Raw genomic sequence first — 20,643 nt, 5'->3', positions numbered from 1 at the left:
GCCGTCGCACGCCGTCATCGCACGTCGCCATCACGCCGCCATCGCACGTTGCCCAAGTGTTACCGGCGGTCATGTGATCTGCGTCACCGCGAGACGCCCACGCGTGGGCGGAACGGATCACTCTGTCCAACTCGGTTCCGTTTAGCGGCAGTTGACGCACGAATCCAGGGTGCCGGAAGGTCGTGTCCCACCCCCCGCGGCTTCTCCTCGCATACCTCCGTATGCCTCCCTGACCTGGAGTCCCGTATGCGTACGCCCGCTGTCGCCGCGCTGCTCGCGATGACCGGATCCTTCGCCCTCAGCTGGGCACCCGCCGCCTCCGCTTCCCCCGGCTGCGAGACCGGTCCGCTGGGAGCGGCAGGCAACTACGCCGAGTTCGTCGAGCACGACGCGACGCGCTACGCCGACTCCGAGGGCGCGGTCGCGATCGGCGGTGACGCGCACCTCGGTGACGCCGGCACCGGCCAGGGCTTCTCCGTCGGCAGCAAGCTCACCGACGGCGACCTGAACAAGCTCGCCGGCGGCCACAGCCTCGTCGTCGGCGGCACCCTGCACGCCAACCAGGTCGTCCTGACCCGGGGTTCCGGCGTCTACGGCAAGCTCGCCCCCACCGCGTCCCAGGGCGGCTTCGCCGTCGACGGCAAGCACGCGCAGGGCTCCTCCCCGGTCGACTTCGGCCAGGAGTTCGCCGAGCTGCGCGCCCTGTCGACGGGCTGGGCCGCCACCACGCCGAACGGCACGGCCGCCCGCCCCGAGGGCTCCACCGCCCTTCTGCTCACCGGCGAGGACTCCGCGGTCAACGTCTTCGCCGTCAACGCCACCGATCTCCAGCAGGCCACGGAGATCAACGTCAAGGTGCCCGCCGGCTCCTCCGCGCTCGTCAACGTCCTCGGCTCCTCGTACGACATGAACTCGGCGCCGACGTACGGAGTGAACCTCTGGGACGCCCAGACCGGCGCCTTCGTCCAGGACGACTACGCCGCCGGCGGTCCGGGCTTCAAGGACGCCCGGTCCAAGCTGCTGTGGAACTTCCCCGAGGCCGCTTCGGTGGTGAAGAACTACACCTCCTGGCCGGGCACGATCCTCGCCCCGAACGCCACCGTCGAGCTGGGCCGCAAGGGTCCCGGCGGGGAGATCGGCCCCGGCCACGTCAACGGCTCGGTGATCGCGCGGGAACTCAGGTCCGTGCCCGGTGCCGAGACCCACCACATGGACTTCACCGGCTGCCTGCCGACGGTCCGTGCCGCGAGCGGGACGACCGAGACGAGCGAGGCACCCGCGCCTCCCGCACCGGCGCCGGCGGCGTCCCCGGAGCCGACCCCGGTCAAGGTCCCCGAGCAGCCCAAGCCGACGCCGAGCGCGACGCAGCCGTCGCCCGCACCGGAGCCGGGCCCCTCGGTGCACGGCGGTGGCGACGACCTGGCCAGCACCGGCGGCGAGCTCGGCCCCGGAGCGTTCGGGATCGGCGCGGCGGTGCTCCTGGTGGGCGGCGGCCTCGTCGCGTACTCCGTGCACCGCCGCCAGGCCCGTACGTCGTCCTGACCCGGAAGAAACCCCACGGTCCCCCGCGGAGCGGCGCCGCCCCGCCGCTCCGCGGGTCGACGGGCGGGCCCGTGCCGTGAACCACATCCGGCACGGGCCCTGCCCGCAGGTTCCTCAGGGCCCTGCCCAGAGGCCGTCCTCCGTCAGCCCGAGCAGCTCGATCGCGTTCCCGCGGACGATCCGCTCCACCACATCCGGCGCCAGGTGCCCCATCTGGGCCTCGCCGACCTCACGTGACTTGGGCCAGGTGGAGTCCGAGTGCGGGTAGTCCGTCTCGTACAGGACGTTCCCGACGCCGATCGCGTCCAGGTTCCGCAGCCCGAAGGCGTCGTCGAAGAAGCAGCCGTAGACGTGCTCGGCGAAGAGCTCCGACGGCGGCCGCAGGACCTTGTCCGCGACGCCGCCCCAGCCGCGGTTCTCCTCCCAGACCACGTCCGCGCGCTCCAGGATGTACGGGATCCAGCCGATCTGGCCCTCCGCGTACATGACCCGCAGGTTGGGGAAGCGCTCGAACTTGCCGCTCATCAGCCAGTCGACCATCGAGAAGCAGCAGTTGGCGAAGGTGATGGTCGAGCCGACGGCGGGCGGGGCGTCCGCGGACGTCGAAGGCATCCGCGAGGAGGAGCCGATGTGCATGGCGACGACCGTCCCGGTCTCGTCGCACGCCGCCAGGAACGGGTCCCAGTCGTCGGTGTGGACGGACGGCAGGCCCAGGTGCGGGGGTATCTCGGAGAACGCCACCGCCCGCACCCCGCGCGCCGCGTTGCGCCGCACCTCGGCGGCGGCCAGCTCCGCGTCCCACAGCGGGATCAGCGTGAGCGGGATCAGCCGGCCCTGCGCGTCCGGGCCGCACCACTCCTCCACCATCCAGTCGTTGTACGCCCGGACGCCGAGCAGACCCAGCTCACGGTCCTTGGCCTCGGTGAAGGTCTGGCCGCAGAAGCGCGGGAAGGTCGGGAAGCAGAGTGCGGACTGGACGTGGTTGACGTCCATGTCGGCGAGCCGGTCCGGGACGCTGTGGGAGCCGGGCCGCATCTGCTCGTACGTGATGACCTCGAGCCTGATCTCGTCGCGGTCGTAGCCGACGGCGGTGTCGAGCCGGGTGAGCGGCCGGTGCAGGTCCTCGTACACCCACCAGTCCCCGACCGGCCCGTCGTCGCCCTGCGCGCCCATGACCGGCGCGAACTTCCCGCCGAGGAAGGTCATTTCCTTCAGCGGCGCCCGGACGATGCGCGGGCCGGTGTCCCGGTACTTCGACGGGAGCCGGTCCCGCCAGACGTTGGGGGGCTCCACCGTGTGGTCGTCCACCGAGATGATCTTCGGGAAGGTCTCCATGCGTTCCACGGTAGCGCCGATCTGACGACCCGTCAGTAGTTGATGTCCCCCAGGTGGAGAGGATCCTGCAGATCCTGTGCAGAGCGTCACCCACTACTGACGAGTCAGTGCCTCACAAGGCAGACTGTCGGGGGCGGGACCCGCCGAACACGCAGGACGAGCGGGACGAGCAAGGCATCAGGACGAGCAGGGCATCAGGACGAGCAGGCGAGCCGGCGAGCAGGGCATCAGGACGATCGGCAGGACGAGCGGCAACGTGAGTGGCGACGCGAGCGGATCGAAGCGGTACCGGCAGGGGGAAGCTATGCACCGTGAGGACGGGCCCTCCGCACAGGCACGCGTACCGGAGCCACGGACCCCGGAACGGTCGGGTGGCGACGGCCTGCGCTTCGGCGTGCTCGGCCCCGTACGCGCCTGGCGGCCCGGCCAGGCCCTGCCGTCCGGATCACCACAACAGCGCGCCCTCCTCGCCGCCCTCCTGCTGCGCGAGGGGCGTACCGCCACCGCCGCCGAGCTGATCGACGCCATCTGGGGCGACGAACCGCCCTCCCAGGCCCTCGCGGCGGTACGGACGTACGCCTCACGGCTGCGCAAGATCCTCGACCCGGGCGTCCTCGTCAGCGAATCCGGCGGCTACGCCGTCCGCATCCCCTCCGACGCCCTCGACCTCCACGTGGCCCAGGTACTCGTCGCCGACGCCGAGAAGGCACGCGCCGGCGGCGACCGGTGCCAGGCCCGCTCACTGATCAACAAGTCCCTGGGGCTCTGGGACGGCGAACCGCTCGCCTCCGTCCCCGGACCGTACGCCGAGGCCCAGCGCGCCCGACTGGAGGAATGGCGGCTCCAACTCCTGGAGACCCGCCTCGAGATGGACCTCGACCTCGGCTGCCACGCCGAGGCCGTGTCCGAACTGACCGCGCTCACCGCCGCCCACCCCCTGCGCGAACGGCTGCGCGAACTGCTGATGCTCGCCCTCTACCGCAGCGGACGACAGGCGGAAGCCCTCGCCGTGTACGCCGACACCCGCCGGCTCCTCGCCGACGAACTCGGCGTCGACCCCCGGCCCGAACTGTCCGCCCTGCAACAGCGCATCCTCCAGGCCGACGCCGAACTCGCCCGCCCCGTCGAACAGCCCACGCCGGCCACACCCCGGCCCGCCCGGCCCCACCAACTCCCGGCCACCGTCCCCGACTTCACCGGACGCTCCTCCTTCGTACGGGAACTCGGCACCCGGCTGGCCGGCGCCGAAGGCTCCGTGATGGCCGTCTCCGCACTCGCCGGCATCGGCGGCGTCGGCAAGACCACCCTCGCCGTACACGTCGCCCACGAAGCCCGGCCCCACTTCCCCGACGGACAGCTGTACGTCGACCTCCAGGGCGCCGGCCCGCGCGCCGCCGAACCCGAAACCGTCCTCGGCGCCTTCCTGCGCGCCCTCGGCACCGCGGACTCGGCCATCCCCGACTCCCTCGACGAACGCGCCGCGCTCTTCCGCTCCCTCCTCGACGGCCGCCGCGTCCTCGTCCTCCTCGACAACGCCCGCGACGCCGCGCAGATCCGGCCCCTGCTGCCCGGCACCGCGGGCTGCGCCGCCCTGATCACCAGCCGCGTCCGCATGGTCGACCTCGCCGGCGCTCACCTCGTCGACCTCGACGTCATGTCCCCCGAGGAAGCGCTCCAGCTCTTCACCCGCATCGTCGGCGAGGAACGCGTCCGCGCCGAGCGCAAGGCCGCCCTCGACGTCGTCGCCGCCTGCGGCTTCCTCCCCCTCGCCATCCGCATCGCCGCGTCCCGGCTCGCCTCCCGCCGCACCTGGACCGTGTCCGTCCTCGCCGCCAAACTCGCCGACGAACGCCGCCGCCTCGACGAACTCCAGGCCGGCGACCTCGCCGTCAAGGCCACCTTCGAACTCGGCTACGGCCAGCTCGAACCCACCCAGGCCCGCGCCTTCCGCCTCCTCGGCCTCGCCGACGGCCCCGACATCTCCCTCCCCGCTGCGGCGGCCGTCCTGGACCTGCCCGTCCAGGACACGGAGAACCTCCTCGAAGCCCTCGTCGACACCTCCCTCCTGGAATCCGCGGCCCCCGGCCGCTACCGCTACCACGACCTCGTCCGGCTCTACGCGCGTGCCTGCGCGGAACGCGACGAACAGCCCCCGGCGGAACGGGAGGCGGCGCTGTCACGGCTGCTGGACTTCTACCTGGCGACCACGGCGGGCGTCTTCGCCCTGGAACGCCCCGGCGACCGCCTCGTCGACCACCTCGCCTCGACCGACTACGAAGGCCTCACCTTCACCGACCGGCACGAGGCCCTGGACTGGCTCTACCGCGAGGCGAACTGCCTGCTCGCGTGCGCACGGCAGTCCTTCGTGGGGGCGAGGCTGCGCAGGGCGGTGGACCTGCTGTGGGCGGCCAAGGACCTCGCGGAGTCGGGCGCCAACGCCAAGCAGTACGAATCCGCCGCCCTCGCCGCATGCGGCGCCGCCCGCGCGTCGGACGACACCCAGGCGGAAGGACGTGCGAGGACGACGCTGACGAGCGTCCGCCTGGTGGCGGGACGGTACGACGAGGCCGACGACGAAGCGGCCAGAGCGCGCGCGCTGGCACTGGCGGCCGGTGACGCCGCCCCGGTGCACTGGGCGGACAACGACCGGGGAATCATCGCCGGCATACGGAACCGCTACGAGGAGGCCGAGGAACACCTCCTCAAGGCCGCCGAGGGATGGCGGGCCGACGGGAACCTCCCCGGCGCCGCCAGCGCACTGTGCAACCTGTCCCGCGTGCACCTGCTCATGGGCCGGACGGACAGCGCGATCAGCCTCGCCCAGCAGGGCATCGAGATCTACGACGGCATGGGTCTGACGCTACGACTGGCCAACGGCCGGTACGCCCTCGGAGTGGCCCTGACAGAAGCCGGCAGGCACGCCGAGGCCCTGCAACAGCTCTCCCAGGCACAGCAGATGTTCAGCCAGGACCGCCAGCGCCTCTGGGAGGGCACGACCCACTTCCGTATCGCGCAGGCCCACCTCAAGGCACGCCGTCCGGCCGCCGCCGCGCAGCACGCCGAACAGGCCATCGCCACCGGCTGTATCGGCGGTGAGAGGATGCGAGGCAACGTGCTGACCCTGCTGGGACAGGCCCTCGACGCCCTCGGCCAGAGCGGCCGCGCCCGGGCCTGCTGGCGCGAAGCGCTCGCCCTCTACGAGGAGCTGGGCGCCGACGAAGCCGACGCGGTCAGAGCGCTCCTCACCCCGCTCGCCGCTGCCTGACGACCCATCAACAGGTCGTTCAGTGTTTGTTTATGCCCGGCAGGCACTCTCTATCCATCGGTCCGTCGCATCGGGGGGCAGACGGGACGTCACGGGTCACCGCTATGGTGAGCGGTCCCGATACGCCCGTTCGGCGACCCACGGGGGAGTCGCCGAACGGGCGTTGCCGACTGATCCAATTCACAGGGGACCCACAGGGGAGCTGATGACGGTGAGCGACGAGAAGAAGAACGAAGAGATCACCACCATGGACAACCACATGCCCGCTCCCCCCAAGGACGGCGGCGCCACCACGCAGGACAACCACATGCCGGCCCCGCCCAAGGACGGCGGCGCCACCACGCAGGACAACCACATGCCGGCCCCGCCCAAGGACGGCGGCATCACCACCATGGACAACCACATGCCGGCGCCGCCGAAGCCCTGAGACCGCACACGACGGGGAGCGGCCGCGGCGGCGCGGAGGGGGAGCCGCCGCGGCCGCTGTGCGTTCAGACTGGGCGTTCAGCGGGCGCGGGCCTCGGCCCGCGTCCGCAGTTCCGTCTTCAGGACCTTCCCGCTCGCGTTCCTCGGCAGCTCCGTCACGAACTCCACCGACCTCGGCACCTTGTAATTCGCCATCTCCCGCCGCGACCAGGCGATCAGATCGTCCGCCGTCAGCGTCGATCCCGCGCGGCGGACCGCGTAGGCCCTGCCGACCTCGCCCAGCCGGCCGTCCGGGACGCCTATCACCGCGACGTCGGCGACGTCCGGGTGCAGCCCGAGGAGTTGCTCGATCTCCGCCGGGTACGCGTTGAAGCCGCCGACGATGAACATGTCCTTGATCCGGTCGGTGATCCGCAGATTGCCCGCGTCGTCGAGGACGCCCACGTCGCCCGTCCGCAGCCAGCCCTCCGCGTCGAGGACCCTCGCCGTCTCCTCCGGGTCCTCGAAGTAGCCCCGCATGACGTTGTGGCCGCGGACCAGGACCTCACCCGGCTCGCCCGCGGCGGCGAGGACGCGGACCTCGGTGCCGGGTATGGCGCGGCCGGAGGTCGAGGCGATCGTCCCGGGGGCGTCGCCGCGGCGGCACATCGTGACGATGCCGGACGCCTCCGAGAGGCCGTACGCCGTGAGGACCGTGGCGATGTGCAACTCCTCACGCAGGCGTTCGACCAGGCGCAACGGCACCACCGCGGCGCCGGTGACGACCAGCCGCAGCGCGGACAGATCATGGGTGTCGCGCCCCGGGTGGTCCAGCAGGGACTGGTGCAGCGTCGGCGGACCCGGCAGGACCGAGATGCGTTCGGACGCGATGTTCGCCAGCACCGTGTCCACGTTGAAGACCGGCTGTGGCACCATCGTCGCGCCGCGCATCAGGCACGCGATGATGCCCGCCTTGTAGCCGAAGGTGTGGAAGAACGGGTTCACGATCAGATAGCGGTCGCCCTCGCGCAGACCGGCCAGTTCGGACCAGATCGCGTAGCAGCGCAGCGTCTGCGCGTGGGTGATCACCGCGCCCTTCGGCGCGCCCGTCGTGCCCGAGGTGAAGATGATGTCCGAGGGAGCCGAGGAGGCCACCGCGTCCGCACGGGCCCGTACCGTCGTCGTCGGCACCGCGTCGCCGCCCGCCAGGAAGTCCTTCCACGTGCGGTAGTCCTCCGGCGCGCTGTCCGCCAGCACCACCACCTGTTCCAGATGCGGGAGGTCGACCTCGGCCCGGCGCAGCGACGCCACGTACGACGTGCCCAGGAACGTGCCGGTGATGAACAGCAGCTTCGCCCGGGAGCGTTCGAGGACGTACGCCGCCTCCGTGCCCTTGAAGCGGGTGTTCAGCGGGACGAGCACCGCGCCCGCGGACACCGCCCCGAGCGCGGAGACGATCCACTCCAATGTGTTCGGCGCCCATACGGCGACCCGGTCACCGGGCTCGACGCCCGCCGCGATACAGGCGGCGGCCGCGCGCTCCACGCGCTCCCCCAGCTCCGCGTACGAGACGCGGGTGCGGCCCTCGACGACGGCCTCACGTTCCCCGTACCGTTCCGCGGCGCTCCGTACCAGCCTCGGGATGGAGCCCCACTCAAGGTCGCCGCGCATCGCCCGTCCTCCCGTCGCAGTAGCTGACTGTCCGTCAGATTAGCTGTACCCTCGCCCGCATGGCGAGCCTCAAGGACGCAACCGCGATAGCCGGGATCGGACAGACCCCCTTCGCGAAACACCTCCCCGAATCCGAGAAGACCCTGGCCTGCCGTGCCATCCTCGCCGCACTCGACGACGCGGGACTGAGCCCCGCGGAGGTCGACGGTTTCGCCTCGTACACGATGGAGGAGACCGACGAGGTGGAGGTGGCCAAGGCGATCGGCGCGGGCGACGTCACCTTCTTCAGCAAGGTCGGCTACGGCGGCGGCGGCTCCTGCGCGACCGTCGCCCACCTCGCCGCCGCCATCGCGACCGGCCAGGCGAACGTCGGTGTCGCCTGGCGCTCACGCAAACGCGGCTCAGGGCCGCGGCCCTGGAAGAACACCGCCGTACAGCTGCCCACCCCCGGCCAGTGGACCCGCCCCTTCGGACTGCTGCGGCCGGCCGACGAGATCGGCATGCTCGCCCGGCGCTACATGCACGAGTACGGCGCCACCCGCGACCACCTCTTCAACGTCGCCCTCGCCTGCCGCAACCGCGCCAACCAGAATCCCGCCGCGATCATGTACGACCGTCCGCTGACCCGCGAGATGTACATGACCGCACGCTGGATCAGCGAACCCCTGTGCCTCTTCGACAACTGCCTGGAGACGGACGGGGCCCTGGCCTGCGTCATCGTCAGCGCCGAGCGCGCCCGCGACTGCCGGCACCGGCCCGTGTACGTGCACTCCGTCGGGCAGGGCCTGCCCGCCCAGCACCACGGCATGGTCAACTACTGGAACGACGACCCGCTCACCGGCCCCGCCTGGACCGCCGCCCGACACCTGTGGAAGCGGGCCGACTTCGGGCCGCAGGACGTCGACGTCGCGCAGATCTACGACGCGTTCACCCCGCTCGTCCCCCTGTCCCTGGAGGGCTACGGCTTCTGCGGGCGCGGCGAGGGCGGCGCCTTCACGGAGGGCGGCGCACTGGAGATCGGCGGCCGGCTGCCGATCAACACCGGCGGCGGCGGGCTGAGCGAGGCGTACGTCCACGGCTTCAACCTCATCACCGAGGGAGTGAAGCAGCTGCGCGGCACCTCCACCGCGCAGGTGCCGGACGCCGCGACCTGTCTGGTCACGGCGGGCGAGGGAGTCCCGACGTCAGCCGTGCTTCTGAGGAGTTGAGATGACAGATGACAGACTTTGACATCGGCTATCTGACACCCGTCATCGATGAGGACGGTGCGCCCTTCTGGGAGTACGCCGCCCAGGGCCAGCTCCGCATCCAGGCCTGCGGCTCCTGCGGCGAGCTGCGCTTCCCGCCGCGGCCCTGCTGCCCGCACTGCCGGTCCTTCGACAGCGAGTGGCGCCGCATGAGCGGCCGCGGCCGGATCTGGTCCTATGTGCGGCCGCATCCGCCGCTGCTGCCCGCCTACGCCGAGCAGGCACCGTACAACGCGGTCGTCGTCGAACTCGCGGACGCTCCGCACATCCGGCTCGTCGGGAACGTCGTGGCCGCGCCGGACGCCGCGCTGAACTCGGTCGACCCGGCGCGGCTGCGCATCGGGGCGGCGGTGAGGGTGGCCTTCACCGAGCAGGGCGGCGGTGTGACCGTGCCGCGCTGGCTGCTGGAGCGGTGATGGGCGCTCCCGGGGTCCGCGTCGACCGCGACAAGGAGACCGGCGTCGCCGTCGTCACCCTCGACCGGCCCGCCAGGCACAACGCCATCGACCTCGCCACAGCCGCGGAACTGACCGCCGCCTGGCGGGAGTTCCGTTTCGACGACACCGTACGGGCGGTGGTCGTGACGGGCGCCGGGGAGAAGGCGTTCTGCACCGGCATCGACCGGTCCGTGGAGGTGCCGCAGCCGGCGTCGCCGTACTCGGTCGACGATCCGCTGATCGCGATCGGGCCGAAGGCGAACGACCTGTGGAAGCCGGTGATCGCGGCGGTGCGCGGGCTCGCGTGCGGCGGCGCGTTCTATCTGCTGGGCGAGGCGGAGTTCCTGATCGCGGCCGAGGACGCGGTCTTCTTCGATCCGCACACCACGTACGGCATGGTCAGCGCCTACGAGTCGGTGTACATGGCGATGCGGATGCCGTTCGGGGAGGTGGCCAGGATGGCGCTGATGGGCACCGCCGAGCGGGTCTCGGCCCGGCGCGCGTACGAGACCGGGCTGGTCAGTGAAGTGACCCCGCCCGGTGAGGAGGTGGCGGCGGCGGTGCGGTGTGCCACCGTCATCGCCGCGTATCCGACGGAGGCGGTGCAGGGGACGGTCCGTGCGGTCTGGGCGGCGAAGGAGGCGGTGCGCTCCCAGGCGCTGGCGCACGCGCCGCAGCTGGTCGCGCTCGGCAATCTGCCGCCGGACCGGCAGGCGGAGCTGTTCTCCGCCCGCGGGAGCGGCTTCCGGATGCGGTGAGTGGCCGTTCTCAGGCGCCGGGTCCGGCGGCCAGGAACCGGTGGAGGGAGGCCGTCATGCAGGTGACGAAGGTGTCTCGGGTCCGGTCGTCGACGTGGTCCAGGGACAGATAGGGGTTGAGGTCCTCCAGCTCGACCAGGAGCAGGTCGCCGTCCTTGGTGCGGCAGGCGTCGACGCGCTGGATGCCGTGGTCGAGGGTGTTCCAGTCGATGAAGCGCCGGGCGAAGTCGAGGTCGGCTCCGGTGGGTTCGTAGGGCTGGAGGACCCAGCGTCGCTCGGGGTCGGGGGCGTGGAGGGCGTACTGGAAGGTGTCGTCGACGTAGTAGAAGGACACCTCGTAGCGGAAGTCGATGCGCGGCTGGACCAGGATGTCGCCGTAGTCGAGGCCGGCGAGCCGGTCGTGGGGCAGGAAGGTCAGTCCTATGGAGTCGGCACCGGCCTTGGGCTTGACGGCGTAGAGGCCGGTGTGGCCGGTGTCGGGCAGCCGGCCCAGGTCCTGGAGCCGGTCGACGGTGGGGATGACCGGGTATCCGGCTTCGGTGAGGTCCAGCAGGTACTGCTTTCCCGCCATGTCGCCGCGGCCGGTCAGGGGGTTGTAGACGCGGGTGCCGTGTGCGGTCGCGTGTGCGCGGAAGGCGTCGTACTCCTTCTGGTAGTGCAGTACGGGTCCGCTGTTGCGGACCACGACGGCGTCGAAGCGGTCCATGAGCGCCGTGGCGTCGAGCGGGTGGCACAGGGCGATGTCGAAGTCCGTGCGGAGGCGGGAGGTCAGGAGGATGTCCTCGTCGCAGTAGCGCCGTCCTCGGGCCGGGTAGGCGAGGTCGGTCACGTAGAGAACGCTGGGGCGGGCGGGCACGGTGCATCTCCTCCGTCGGCGGCCACCACGGTAAGCGAGCCTGTGGGGGTGCGGTCCGCCGGGGTCCTGCCGCCGTCCGGCGGGGTCCTACCGGGCTCCGCCACCGTCCGGCGAGGTCCTCCGGGTTCGGCGGGGCCTTCAGGGTCCGTCGCCGTCCCCCTTCGCGAATCTTGATGTACGCGCGACAATTCAACGGTCGCGAAGCCGCACCCGCGGGCGTAGCGTCATGGTCCGGAGAGGAGGCCGGCGATGGTCCGCAATGTCATCGGCTCGGTCCTGGCTCTCGCCGGAGCGGCGGCCGCCGTATGGAGCCCCTTCCGTGCCTGGTACGACGGCCGCGCGGGCGGCGACTACCGGATCCAGGACCTGTTCGGCGGCATCACCGACGCGCAGACGGAGATCACGACGTCGATCCTGTTGCCGTTCGCCTTCGCGGCGCTGGTGACGCTGATCGGCGTCGTGCTGCGTTCGCGGGTGCTGGTGGCGCTGGCCGGGCTGGTCGTCCTCGGCTTCACGATCCTGTGGATGGTGCGGCAGGGGCAGGCGGCGGGGAGCCTCACGGTCGGTGGGGAAGGCCCCGTGCTCGGGGACGGGGTGGCGGCGGCGCTGGGTGGTGGGCTGCTTCTGCTGCTGGGTGCGCTGGTGATGGCCGGGCGCTCGCCGAGGGTGGAGGGGTTCGAGGAGGAGCGGGACTGGGACGAGCCTGGGTATCCGCCCGCGGCGGGCGAGCCGTACGGGTGGGCGCCGGGGCCGGGTGACACTCAGCCGCTGCCGACGTATCCCCCGCAACCGACCCGGCCGTATCCCTCGCAGCCGTATCCGTCACAGCCGACGCAGTCGGGGTATCCGGTGGATCCGGCCGGCCCTTCGACGCCGCGACGGCCGCGGCCGGATCCGTACGGGGCGGGCCCGGGCCAGGACCCGTTCCGTGAGGACGGTCCCCCGCGCTAGTTACGCGAGCGTTCCGCCGCTCGAACGGCGGAGCGGCGGGAATGCGGGGCGCCGCCGGGTGCGGCACCCGGCGGCCCGGTGCCCGCCGGGCACTCCCTAGCGGCCCGCGCCCGCCCGGCCCGTCGCCGTGCCCTTCGCCGCGTCGAGTGCGTACACGCAGCGGTCCTTGGAGCAGGCGTAGACGACGCCGCCTCTCGCGACCGGGGAGCCGGTGATCTCGCCGCCGGTGGCGAGCTTCCAGCGGAGCTGGCCGCCGTTCGCGTCCAGGGTGTAGAGCACGTGGTCGGCGGAGCCGAAGTGGACGCGGCCGTCGGCGACGACGGGGGTGCCGATGACCTCGCCGCCGGCGGCGAAGCGCCACTTGGGCGTGCCGGTGACCGCGTCCAGGGTGTAGAGCGCGCTGCCGCTGCCGACGTGGACGCTGCCGTCGGCGACGAGGACGGGCTCGACGGACTGGCGGGACTCGGTGGCGATGCGCCAGCGGTCCTTCCCGGTCGTGGCGTCGAGGGCGTACACCGTGCCGAGGTAGTCGGCGAGGTAGATCCCGCCGCCGGTCACGGCGGGCCCGGGGGCGTACGCGGGCGGGGAGAGGAAGACCGCGGGTGCTTCGAAGTGCCAGCGCACCTGGCCGTTCATGGTGTCGACGCACAGCACACGGGTTCCGGCCGCGATGTACGTGCAGCCGTCAGGGGCGTGGGTGACGCGGACGGGTACGCCGCCGCAGGAGGCCGCGTCGCCGACGGGGTAGGACCAGCGTTCCGTGCCGGTGCGGGCGTCGAGGGCCTGGAGCCGGGCGTTGCGCCAGGCGTAGACGGTGTCGTCGTGCAGCGCGGGCCCGGCCTCGGGTGTTTCGAAGTCGGTCTGGGCGCCGTTGACCTCCCAGAGTTTCTCGCCGTTGGAGGCTTCCCAGCCCTGGATGCCGCCGCCGCGGGTGGCGGTGACGACGGTGCCGCGGGCGGCTTTGAGGGAGTACACCCAGGCGTCGGTCTGCAGTCGCCACCGTTCGGTGCCGTCGGTGGCGTCCAGGGCGTAGAGGGTGGGGCCGTCGGAGCCGTGGATGCGGCCGCCGGTGACCGTCATCGCCCAGGCCACGTCGCGCGTCTTGAACTGGCGGCGGCCGCTGGCCACATCGAGGGCGTGGACCTCGAAGGAGGTGACGTAGAGCAGGTCGCCGTCCACGACGGGGGTGCCCCAGACGTCGTTGGACATCCGGAACCGCCAGGGCCGCCAGCGTGCGGGGCCTGCGTCGTCCGGGGCCGTGGTGGGCGCGGGGACGGGCGGGGCCGCGGTGGGGGCGGTCATGGCGCTGGTGGCGGCCTCGCCTCCGGGCGGGCGGATCCAGCCGGTGGCGGGTCCGGCGTCCACGGCGACGGCGCTGCGGGCGTCGGCGCGGGGGCCGGGGCCGATCGGGACCTTGGTGCCGGGGAGTTGCACGGGTCCGGCGCCGTGGTCCACGGGGGCGGCGGGCCGGGGGCCGTGCTGTCCGGTGTCGCGGTGTGCGGCGTGGGCGCCGTCCCGGTCGCCGCGGGCGGGGGCGTGCTGCGGCTTCGGCGGGGTGGCGGGTGCGTGCGGCCGGCGTCCGCCGGCGGGGCCGCCGGCGGCGTTCGGCAGGCGTCCGCCGCGTCGTGTCTCGATCAGTGAGACGGCCCGGCCGGGGAGCCATGCGGAGGCCGTTCCGCTGTCGTCGCTGCCGGAGGAGAACAGGTGGGGGGCGAGCTGTGCCTGCAGGTCCTCCGGGGTGGGGCGCCGCGTGGCGTCCATCTGCATGCAGGACTCGATCAGCGGCCGCAGCTCGTCGGGCAGGCCGGCCAGGTCGGGGCCTTCGCGGAGCAGCATGAAGACCGTTTCGACGGGGTTGGCGCCGTGGAAGGGCGCGTGTCCGGTCGCGGCGAAGACCAGGGTGGAGCCGAGTGAGAAGACGTCGCTCGCGCCGGTCACGCTGCGCGAGTCGCGGGCTTGCTCGGGCGACATGTAGGCGGGGGTGCCGACGGCGACGTTGGTCATGGTCAGCCGGGTGTTGGAGACGCCGGAGGCGATACCGAAGTCGATCACGCGCGGTCCGTCCTCGACGACGAGGACGTTCGACGGCTTCAGGTCGCGGTGGACGAGTCCGGCGCCGTGGATGGACTGGAGGGCCTCGGCGATGCCGGCGGCCAGCCAGCGGACGGCCTGGGCGGGCATGGGCCCGCATTCATTCACTATTTCTTCGAGCGAGGGGGCGGGGACGTACGCGGTGGCGAGCCACGGCACGGCCGCGCGCGGGTCGGCGTCCACGACGGCCGCGGTGTAGAAGCCGGAGACCGCGCGTGCCGCCTCCACCTCGCGGGTGAAGCGGACGCGGAACAGCTGGTCCTCGGCGAGCTCGGTGCGCACCGTCTTGATCGCCACGCGCCGGCCGGACGCCGACCGTGCGAGATAGACCAGCCCCATGCCGCCGGCGCCGAGCCGTCCCAGCACCTCGAAGGGGCCGATCCGCCTCGGGTCGTGCTGCGTCAGCTGCTCCACTTCGCCTGCCACCTCCCCGTACGGGCCATGTAGGTACGGCCCCGTCGACCCTGATTGTTCCTGCCGGAGGGCAGGGTTGCGAACCCGGGGCGGTATCGGGGTGTCCCGGGCTATTTTGACGTGCTGCTCAGGTGTCGGTGGTAGTGGAGGGCGCGGAAGTGGTGGCCGGCTCGGCGAGGACGGCGAAGGCGGCGCCCTGGTTGTCGGTGAGGACGGCCATGCGGCCGTACGGGATGTCGAAGGGGCGTGCCGTGACGCGGCCGCCGAGGCGGGTCACGGTTTCGACGGTGGTGTCGCAGTCCTCGACGGAGAAGTAGACGAGGAAATGACCGGGCATTTCCGCCGGGAACGCGTCGGTGATCACGCTGCGTCCGCCGATCGCGGTGTCCTCCCCGGGCTCGGTTCCGGCGGGTGACCACATCAGGTAGTCGACGGTGTCGTCGGGCAGCGGGGTGCCCTGGAAGCCGAAGACCTCCGCGTAGAAGCGGTCGACGGCCTCCTTGTCCCGTGTGTAGACCTCGGTCCAGCAGAACGAGCCGGGTCTGCCCTGGAGCTCGAATCCGGGCTGCTCGCCCGGCTGCCAGAGCCCGAAGACGGCGCCGCCGGGGTCGGCGGCGAGCACCGTCGTGCCGGCGCGGCCGACGGGTGTCGGGGCTGTGATCACTTGTCCGCCGGCGTTCCTGATCTTGGTGGCGGTGGCGGTGGCGTCGGCCGTGGAGAAGTAGACGCCCCAGGTCGTGGGCATGCGGCCGTCGCTCTTGGGGGCCAGGGCGGCGACGAGTTTCCCGTCGAGGAGTGCGGGGGTGGGGTGTGCGTGGTGGCCGTACCGCTCGGCGGGCTTCCCTGCGGCTTCCTCGTCGGTCTCCTTGCCGTACGTCCAGCCGAACAGTTCGCCGTAGAAACGCTTGCCCGCTTCAAGATCGGGCAGCTGGGCGTCCACCCAGCAGGGCGCGCCCTCCGTGAATGCGGCCATGGTCCGACCCCTTCCTCGACGCGGAGTCGGCATGGCGCGGGGCTCTGGACGGTGCAGATCCGCGGCGCAGACTCCTCAACACAGAGTGTGACGTCAGCCACAGTCAAACCGACTGTGGCATGCGCCGCACGTAGAGGGGGGCCGTTCGTTGAGTTGTCCACCGAAATTATCCACAGGCTGTTGATAACACTATTGGCCCACGCGGGGGGCGCGGTGGGCGCACCCCATTTGCAGTCGGCCGAATCGCGCGCCGATCACCCCTCGGTAAGCTGACGGCATGACAGGACAAGTACGCACCGTCGACGGCCGGGTTGCCGGCCGACGCGGCCAGGCGACGCGGCAGAAGCTGCTCGACTGCCTCAGCGAGATGCTCAGCTCCTCGCCGTACCGGGACGTCAAGGTCATCGACGTGGCCCGGAAAGCGGGGACTTCGCCCGCGACCTTCTACCAGTACTTCCCGGACGTCGAGGGCGCCGTCCTCGAGGTCGCGGAGGAAATGGCCACGGAGGGCGCGGCGTTGACCGAGCTCGTGTCCGGCCGCTCCTGGGTCGGCAAGGCGGGCTGGCAGACCTCGGAGCAGCTCGTCGAGGGCTTCCTCGACTTCTGGCGCAAGCACGACGCGATCCTGCGCGTGGTGGACCTCGGCGCGGCCGAGGGCGACAAGCGGTTCTACAAGATCCGCATGAAGATCCTGAACTCGGTGACCAACTCCCTTACGGACGCGGTGAAGGACCTGCAGTCCAAGGGCAAGGTCGACAAGGACGTGAGCCCGGCCGCGATGGCGGGCTCGCTGGTCGCGATGCTGGCGTCGGTGGCGTCGCACCAGAAGGGCTTCCAGACCTGGGGCGTCAAGCAGGCCGAACTGAAGCCGAATCTGGCGCTCCTGGTGCATCTGGGCATCACGGGCAAGAAGCCGACGAAGTAGCGGCGCGGTAGGCGATGACGGGCGCGCACGCGCCAAGTCCTGTCACAGGCACGCCCGTTGCGCCCAGCCGCCGACCGCGTTCCCGGCCGCTCCCCCGGATCAGCCGGTACGCGTACGGATCAGTCGGTACGCGTACGGATCAGCCGGTACTCGTACGGATCAGCCGGTACGCGTACGTCCTCCGGCTCCGCCGCCCGCCGGGCCGGCCCCCGGCCGCCGGCGCCGGGTCAGGCGGAAGACCCGTATCTCCCGCTCCACCCTCGCCTGGTACGTCGCGTACGGCGGCCAGAACGTCAGCAGGGTCCGCCACACCGCCGCGCGTTCCTCTCCCGTCAGCAGGTCCGCCCGGACGGGGATGTCCTCGCCCTTCCAGCTGACCTCCGCCTCGGGGTGCTTCAGCAGGTTGCCGGTCCACGCCGGGTGGCCCGGGCGGCCGAAGTTGGAGCCGACCAGGATCCAGGTGCCGTCGGCCTCCTCCGGCATGCAGGCGAGCGGTGTGCGACGCGGCAGGCCGGAGCTCGCACCTCGTGCGGTGAGTATGACGCCGGGCAGCATCTGGGCGCTGAGCAGCACTTTTCCACGGGTGAGCCGGTGCACGGCCCGGTCCATGGCCGGGATGACGTGCGGGGCGATCTTCGCGAAGGTACGGGTCGAGGACACCTTCTGGACCATGCGGAACCCGGGTCGCATCAGACACCGACCGCCTTTCGGGTTCCCGCCGTGGGGACGAACAGCCCCGCCGTCTCGGCGGCGCGAGCCCTCAGCCGGTGGACCGGCCCGAAGAGCAGCTCGTCGGAGGCGGCCCGTTTGAAGTAGAGATGCGCCTCGTGCTCCCAGGTGAAGCCGATGCCGCCGTGCAACTGGATCGCCTCGCCGGTGAGGATCCGGAGCGCCTCGAGGCACTGGGCGAGGGCGAGCCCGCCGGCGCCCGGGTCCCAGGCGGCGTAGTAGGCGGCGGACCTGGCCGACTGGACGCGTACGTACAGGTCGGCGAGCCGGTGCTTGACCGCCTGGAAGGAGCCGATGGCCCGGCCGAACTGCTCGCGTTCCTTGACGTAGGCGACCGTGCGGTCCAGGGCGGCCTCCGCCGCCCCGGCGGCCTCCGCCGCGAGCAGCGCGGCCGCGGTGCGTCCGGTCGCGGCGAGCGCCGCGGCGACGTCCGCGTGCGGATCATCGCCGAGCAACTCGGCCCGGGCGTCGCGGAGTTCGACGCGGGCCTGCGGCCGGGTCTCGTCGAGTGCGGTCCAGCGGGTGCGGCGCAGCCCCCGCGCGGTGTCGGCGCGGACGAGAAAAAGCAGGGTGCGGCCGCGTGCGAAGCCTCCGGCGTGCGCGGCGACGAGCAGCAGCCCGGCACTGTGCCCGTCCAGGACCTGTGCGGCCTCCCCGTACAGCAGCCAGCCGCCCTCCCCGTCGGGCCTGGCCTGGACGCCGCCGGCCCGCCCGCCGCCGGCCCAGGCGCCGTCCGCGTTGTCCCCGGTGAGGGCGAGCGCGGTGGCGAGGCCGCCACCGGGGACGGCGAGCGTCGCGGTGAGCGCCCCGCGGGCGACCGCCGGCAGCAGCGTGGCGCGCTGCCTCTCGCTCCCGAGCGCCGTGATCAGCGGCGCCGCGAGCCCGGCCGTCGCGAACAGCGGCAGCGGTACGAGGGCCCGCCCCACCTCCTCACAGGCGAGGGCCAGCTCCACGGTGCCGCAGCCGACGCCTCCGTACGCCTCGTCGAGCGCGAGCCCCGGCAGCCCGAGCCCTTCGGCGAGCCGCGCCCACAGCCCGGCGTCGTAGCCGGGTCCTGTCGCGTGGCCGTCCGGGCCGGGTGGCCCCGGCGGCACACCTCGGGAGAGGGCCGTGTGCAGCGTGCGGCGGATCTCGGACTGCTCCGTCGTGAAGGCGGCGTCCATCGGCGGCTCCCCTCGGCGTCTGACGGGGCGTCATGATAGGGACGGAGCCCCCAGAAGCCCAGAGCCGGGCGCACGGGAAGCAGAGGTGCCGGAACCGGAACGGGCACGGGAGGTGCGGGAACCGGAGGTGCCGGAACCGGAGCCGGGACCCGGAGGTGCCGGAACCGGAGCCCGGATCGTCAGCAGACCTCGCCCGGTCCCGCGGCGACCGCCTTCAGCAGGTCCCGTACGAGATCGAAGTCGATCCGCTCGGTACGGCGGAAGCGCAGGCAGCCCTTGCCCATGTCCTGGTCGGCGAGCCGCTCCTCGAAGCCCTCCCGGACGTCCGGACGCATCAGATAGAAGGAGATGTACTGCTTCTGGTTGGCGAAGGCGATCTCGGGCTCACCGCCGGGGCGGCGGTACGCGGGCATGCCGTACGCCATGAGCTCCTCGTGGCCGCCGAGTTCGGTCCGGCACAGTTCACGGATGCGTACGAGCGCGGTCAGCCGGTCCGGATCGGCCACCTCCGCGAGGTAGCCGTCGACGTCTTCGGCATGGGATTGGGCCATGCGACGAGCGTACCGCCGGCCCCATGGATCTGATGTACCGTCAGATCCATGCCCACCAGTCAGCGCAGCCCTCGCGCCCCCCGCAAGGTCGCCGTCGTCGGCATATCCCTCTCGGACTGCGGCCGCGTCGACGGCCCCACCCCGTACGCCCTGCACGCCCAGGCCGCACGCCGCGCCCTCGCCGACTCGGGGCTCGGCCGGGACATGGTCGACGGCCTCGCCTCGGCCGGGCTCGGCACCCTCGCGCCGGCCGAGGTGGCCGAGTATCTCGGCCTGAGGCCCCGCTGGGTGGATTCCACCGCGGTCGGCGGCGCCACCTGGGAGGTCATGGCCGCGCACGCCGCGGACGCCATCGCCGCAGGTCACGCCAATGCCGTACTCCTCGTCTACGGGTCCACCGCCCGCGCCGACATCCGCGCGGGACGCCGCACCTCCAACCTCTCCTTCGGCGCCCGCGGGCCGCTGCAGTTCGAGGCCCCGTACGGGCACACGCTGATCGCCAAGTACGCGATGGCCGCCCGCCGCCACATGCACGAGTACGGCACGACGCTGGAGCAGCTCGCCGAGGTCGCCGTCCAGGCGCGGGCGAACGCCGCGCACAACCCCGACGCGATGTTCCGCGAGCCGATCACCGTGGACGACGTGCTGGCCGGCCCGGTCATCGCCGATCCCTTCACCAAGCTGCACTGCTGCATCCGCAGCGACGGCGGCTGCGCGGTGCTGCTGGCGGCGGAGGAGTACGTACCGGACACGGCGAAGGCGCCGGTGTGGGTGCTCGGCACCGGCGAGCACGTCTCGCACACGACGATGTCGGAGTGGGACGACTTCACGGTCTCGCCCGCTGCGGTCAGCGGACGGCTCGCCTTCGAGCGGGCCGGGGTGCGGCCGGCGGACATCGACGTCGCCGAGATCTACGACGCCTTCACCTACATGACGCTCGTGACGCTGGAGGACCTCGGCTTCTGCGCGAAGGGCGAGGGCGGGGCCTTCGTCGAGAAGGGCCGGCTGCGGCTGGACGGCGAGCTGCCCGTGAACACCGACGGCGGTGGGCTCTCGGCCTGCCATCCCGGGATGCGAGGGCTGTTCCTGCTGGTCGAGGCCGTACGGCAGCTGCGCGGCGAGGCGGGCGGTCATCAGGTACGGCGACCGGACGGCAGCCTTCCGGAGTTGGCCGTCGCCTCGGGCACGGGCGGCTGGTTCTGCTCCGCGGGAACGGTGGTACTGGCCCGCTGATCCGCGCCGGACGGCGGGCGGTCCGGCGCGTTCCGCCTGTCCGGCGTGGTCCAGCGGGCCCGGCACATCCGGCGTCCGGCGGACCCGGCACCCATCC

General features: G+C 72.2%; 17 protein-coding genes. 9 read left to right on the top strand and 8 right to left on the bottom strand.

The window, feature by feature from the left end:
• Positions 1 to 246 precede the first annotated feature (246 nt).
• A complete protein-coding gene (locus tag ACIQMR_RS24495) occupies positions 247 to 1,542 on the top strand; it encodes a choice-of-anchor A family protein (RefSeq protein WP_401390982.1) in 1,296 nt (431 codons plus the stop codon).
• 114 nt (positions 1,543 to 1,656) lie between these two features.
• Here the strand turns inward: ACIQMR_RS24495 and ACIQMR_RS24490 are convergent, their stop codons facing one another.
• Positions 1,657 to 2,877: an amidohydrolase family protein gene (locus ACIQMR_RS24490; RefSeq protein WP_401390979.1), complete on the bottom strand. Its 1,221-nt coding sequence runs from the start codon at positions 2,875 to 2,877 to the stop codon at positions 1,657 to 1,659.
• Positions 2,878 to 3,181: 304 nt separating this feature from the next.
• On the opposite strand from ACIQMR_RS24490, the gene ACIQMR_RS24485 reads away from it, so the two are divergent.
• Positions 3,182 to 6,142, top strand: coding sequence for an AfsR/SARP family transcriptional regulator (locus ACIQMR_RS24485; protein ID WP_401390976.1), 2,961 nt, complete (start codon positions 3,182 to 3,184; stop codon positions 6,140 to 6,142).
• Between the two features lie 205 nt (positions 6,143 to 6,347).
• On the top strand, positions 6,348 to 6,569 hold the full coding sequence (locus tag ACIQMR_RS24480; protein ID WP_401390973.1) for a hypothetical protein: 222 nt from the start codon (positions 6,348 to 6,350) through the stop codon (positions 6,567 to 6,569).
• Positions 6,570 to 6,646: 77 nt separating this feature from the next.
• On the opposite strand, the gene ACIQMR_RS24475 is transcribed toward ACIQMR_RS24480, so the two are convergent.
• Entirely contained in the window at positions 6,647 to 8,218 is a 1,572-nt protein-coding gene (locus ACIQMR_RS24475; protein WP_401390970.1) for a FadD3 family acyl-CoA ligase, read from the bottom strand.
• Positions 8,219 to 8,277: 59 nt separating this feature from the next.
• On the opposite strand from ACIQMR_RS24475, the gene ACIQMR_RS24470 reads away from it, so the two are divergent.
• From ACIQMR_RS24470 to ACIQMR_RS24460, 3 genes are read left to right on the top strand one after another with little or no spacing between them, the layout of a single operon-like run.
• Positions 8,278 to 9,426 carry a lipid-transfer protein gene (locus ACIQMR_RS24470; RefSeq protein WP_401390967.1) on the top strand — a complete coding sequence of 383 codons (1,149 nt, stop codon included), beginning with the start codon at positions 8,278 to 8,280 and terminating at the stop codon, positions 9,424 to 9,426.
• Positions 9,427 to 9,434: 8 nt separating this feature from the next.
• The gene (locus ACIQMR_RS24465; RefSeq protein WP_401390964.1) at positions 9,435 to 9,881 is read left to right on the top strand and encodes a Zn-ribbon domain-containing OB-fold protein; all 447 of its coding nucleotides are present in this window, start codon (positions 9,435 to 9,437) and stop codon (positions 9,879 to 9,881) included.
• The gene (locus ACIQMR_RS24460) at positions 9,881 to 10,660 is read left to right on the top strand and encodes an enoyl-CoA hydratase/isomerase family protein (protein ID WP_401390962.1); all 780 of its coding nucleotides are present in this window, start codon (positions 9,881 to 9,883) and stop codon (positions 10,658 to 10,660) included. Before ACIQMR_RS24465 ends, ACIQMR_RS24460 begins: the two co-directional genes overlap by 1 nt.
• Before the next feature lie 10 nt (positions 10,661 to 10,670).
• On the opposite strand, the gene ACIQMR_RS24455 is transcribed toward ACIQMR_RS24460, so the two are convergent.
• Complete coding sequence (locus ACIQMR_RS24455) at positions 10,671 to 11,516, bottom strand: hypothetical protein (RefSeq protein WP_401390959.1); 846 nt, start codon at positions 11,514 to 11,516, stop codon at positions 10,671 to 10,673.
• Positions 11,517 to 11,765: 249 nt separating this feature from the next.
• On the opposite strand from ACIQMR_RS24455, the gene ACIQMR_RS24450 reads away from it, so the two are divergent.
• Positions 11,766 to 12,467 (top strand): hypothetical protein, encoded by a 702-nt coding sequence (locus ACIQMR_RS24450; RefSeq protein ID WP_401390956.1) that lies wholly within the window; start codon positions 11,766 to 11,768, stop codon positions 12,465 to 12,467.
• Between the two features lie 96 nt (positions 12,468 to 12,563).
• Here the strand turns inward: ACIQMR_RS24450 and ACIQMR_RS24445 are convergent, their stop codons facing one another.
• Together ACIQMR_RS24445 and ACIQMR_RS24440 are read right to left on the bottom strand one after the other, a co-directional pair.
• Positions 12,564 to 14,972, bottom strand: coding sequence for a PQQ-binding-like beta-propeller repeat protein (locus tag ACIQMR_RS24445; RefSeq protein ID WP_401390954.1), 2,409 nt, complete (start codon positions 14,970 to 14,972; stop codon positions 12,564 to 12,566).
• A gap of 127 nt (positions 14,973 to 15,099) precedes the next feature.
• Positions 15,100 to 15,945, bottom strand: coding sequence for a VOC family protein (locus tag ACIQMR_RS24440; RefSeq protein WP_401390952.1), 846 nt, complete (start codon positions 15,943 to 15,945; stop codon positions 15,100 to 15,102).
• Positions 15,946 to 16,222: 277 nt separating this feature from the next.
• Between ACIQMR_RS24440 and ACIQMR_RS24435 the strand changes: the two genes are divergently transcribed.
• A complete protein-coding gene (locus ACIQMR_RS24435; RefSeq protein WP_266379154.1) occupies positions 16,223 to 16,870 on the top strand; it encodes a TetR family transcriptional regulator in 648 nt (215 codons plus the stop codon).
• Between the two features lie 159 nt (positions 16,871 to 17,029).
• Here ACIQMR_RS24435 and ACIQMR_RS24430 read toward each other — a convergent pair whose 3' ends face one another.
• The 3 genes from ACIQMR_RS24430 to ACIQMR_RS24420 all read right to left on the bottom strand — a co-directional run bounded on the left by ACIQMR_RS24430 (position 17,030) and on the right by ACIQMR_RS24420 (position 19,313).
• Complete coding sequence (locus tag ACIQMR_RS24430; RefSeq protein WP_401390948.1) at positions 17,030 to 17,560, bottom strand: nitroreductase/quinone reductase family protein; 531 nt, start codon at positions 17,558 to 17,560, stop codon at positions 17,030 to 17,032.
• Positions 17,560 to 18,762 (bottom strand): acyl-CoA dehydrogenase family protein, encoded by a 1,203-nt coding sequence (locus tag ACIQMR_RS24425; protein WP_401390945.1) that lies wholly within the window; start codon positions 18,760 to 18,762, stop codon positions 17,560 to 17,562. The genes ACIQMR_RS24430 and ACIQMR_RS24425 overlap by 1 nt, the downstream gene beginning before the upstream one ends.
• 179 nt (positions 18,763 to 18,941) lie before the next feature.
• Positions 18,942 to 19,313 carry an iron chaperone gene (locus tag ACIQMR_RS24420; protein WP_401390942.1) on the bottom strand — a complete coding sequence of 124 codons (372 nt, stop codon included), beginning with the start codon at positions 19,311 to 19,313 and terminating at the stop codon, positions 18,942 to 18,944.
• Positions 19,314 to 19,361: 48 nt separating this feature from the next.
• Between ACIQMR_RS24420 and ACIQMR_RS24415 the strand changes: the two genes are divergently transcribed.
• Positions 19,362 to 20,546, top strand: coding sequence for a thiolase C-terminal domain-containing protein (locus tag ACIQMR_RS24415; RefSeq protein ID WP_401390939.1), 1,185 nt, complete (start codon positions 19,362 to 19,364; stop codon positions 20,544 to 20,546).
• The last annotated feature ends 97 nt before the right edge of the window (positions 20,547 to 20,643 follow it).

It is taken from the genome of Streptomyces sp. NPDC091376, from assembly GCF_044757085.1.
In the GTDB taxonomy this organism is placed as follows: Bacteria; Actinomycetota; Actinomycetes; order Streptomycetales; family Streptomycetaceae; genus Streptomyces; species Streptomyces pratisoli.
This window is presented reverse-complemented; position numbering and strand designations above follow the sequence as displayed.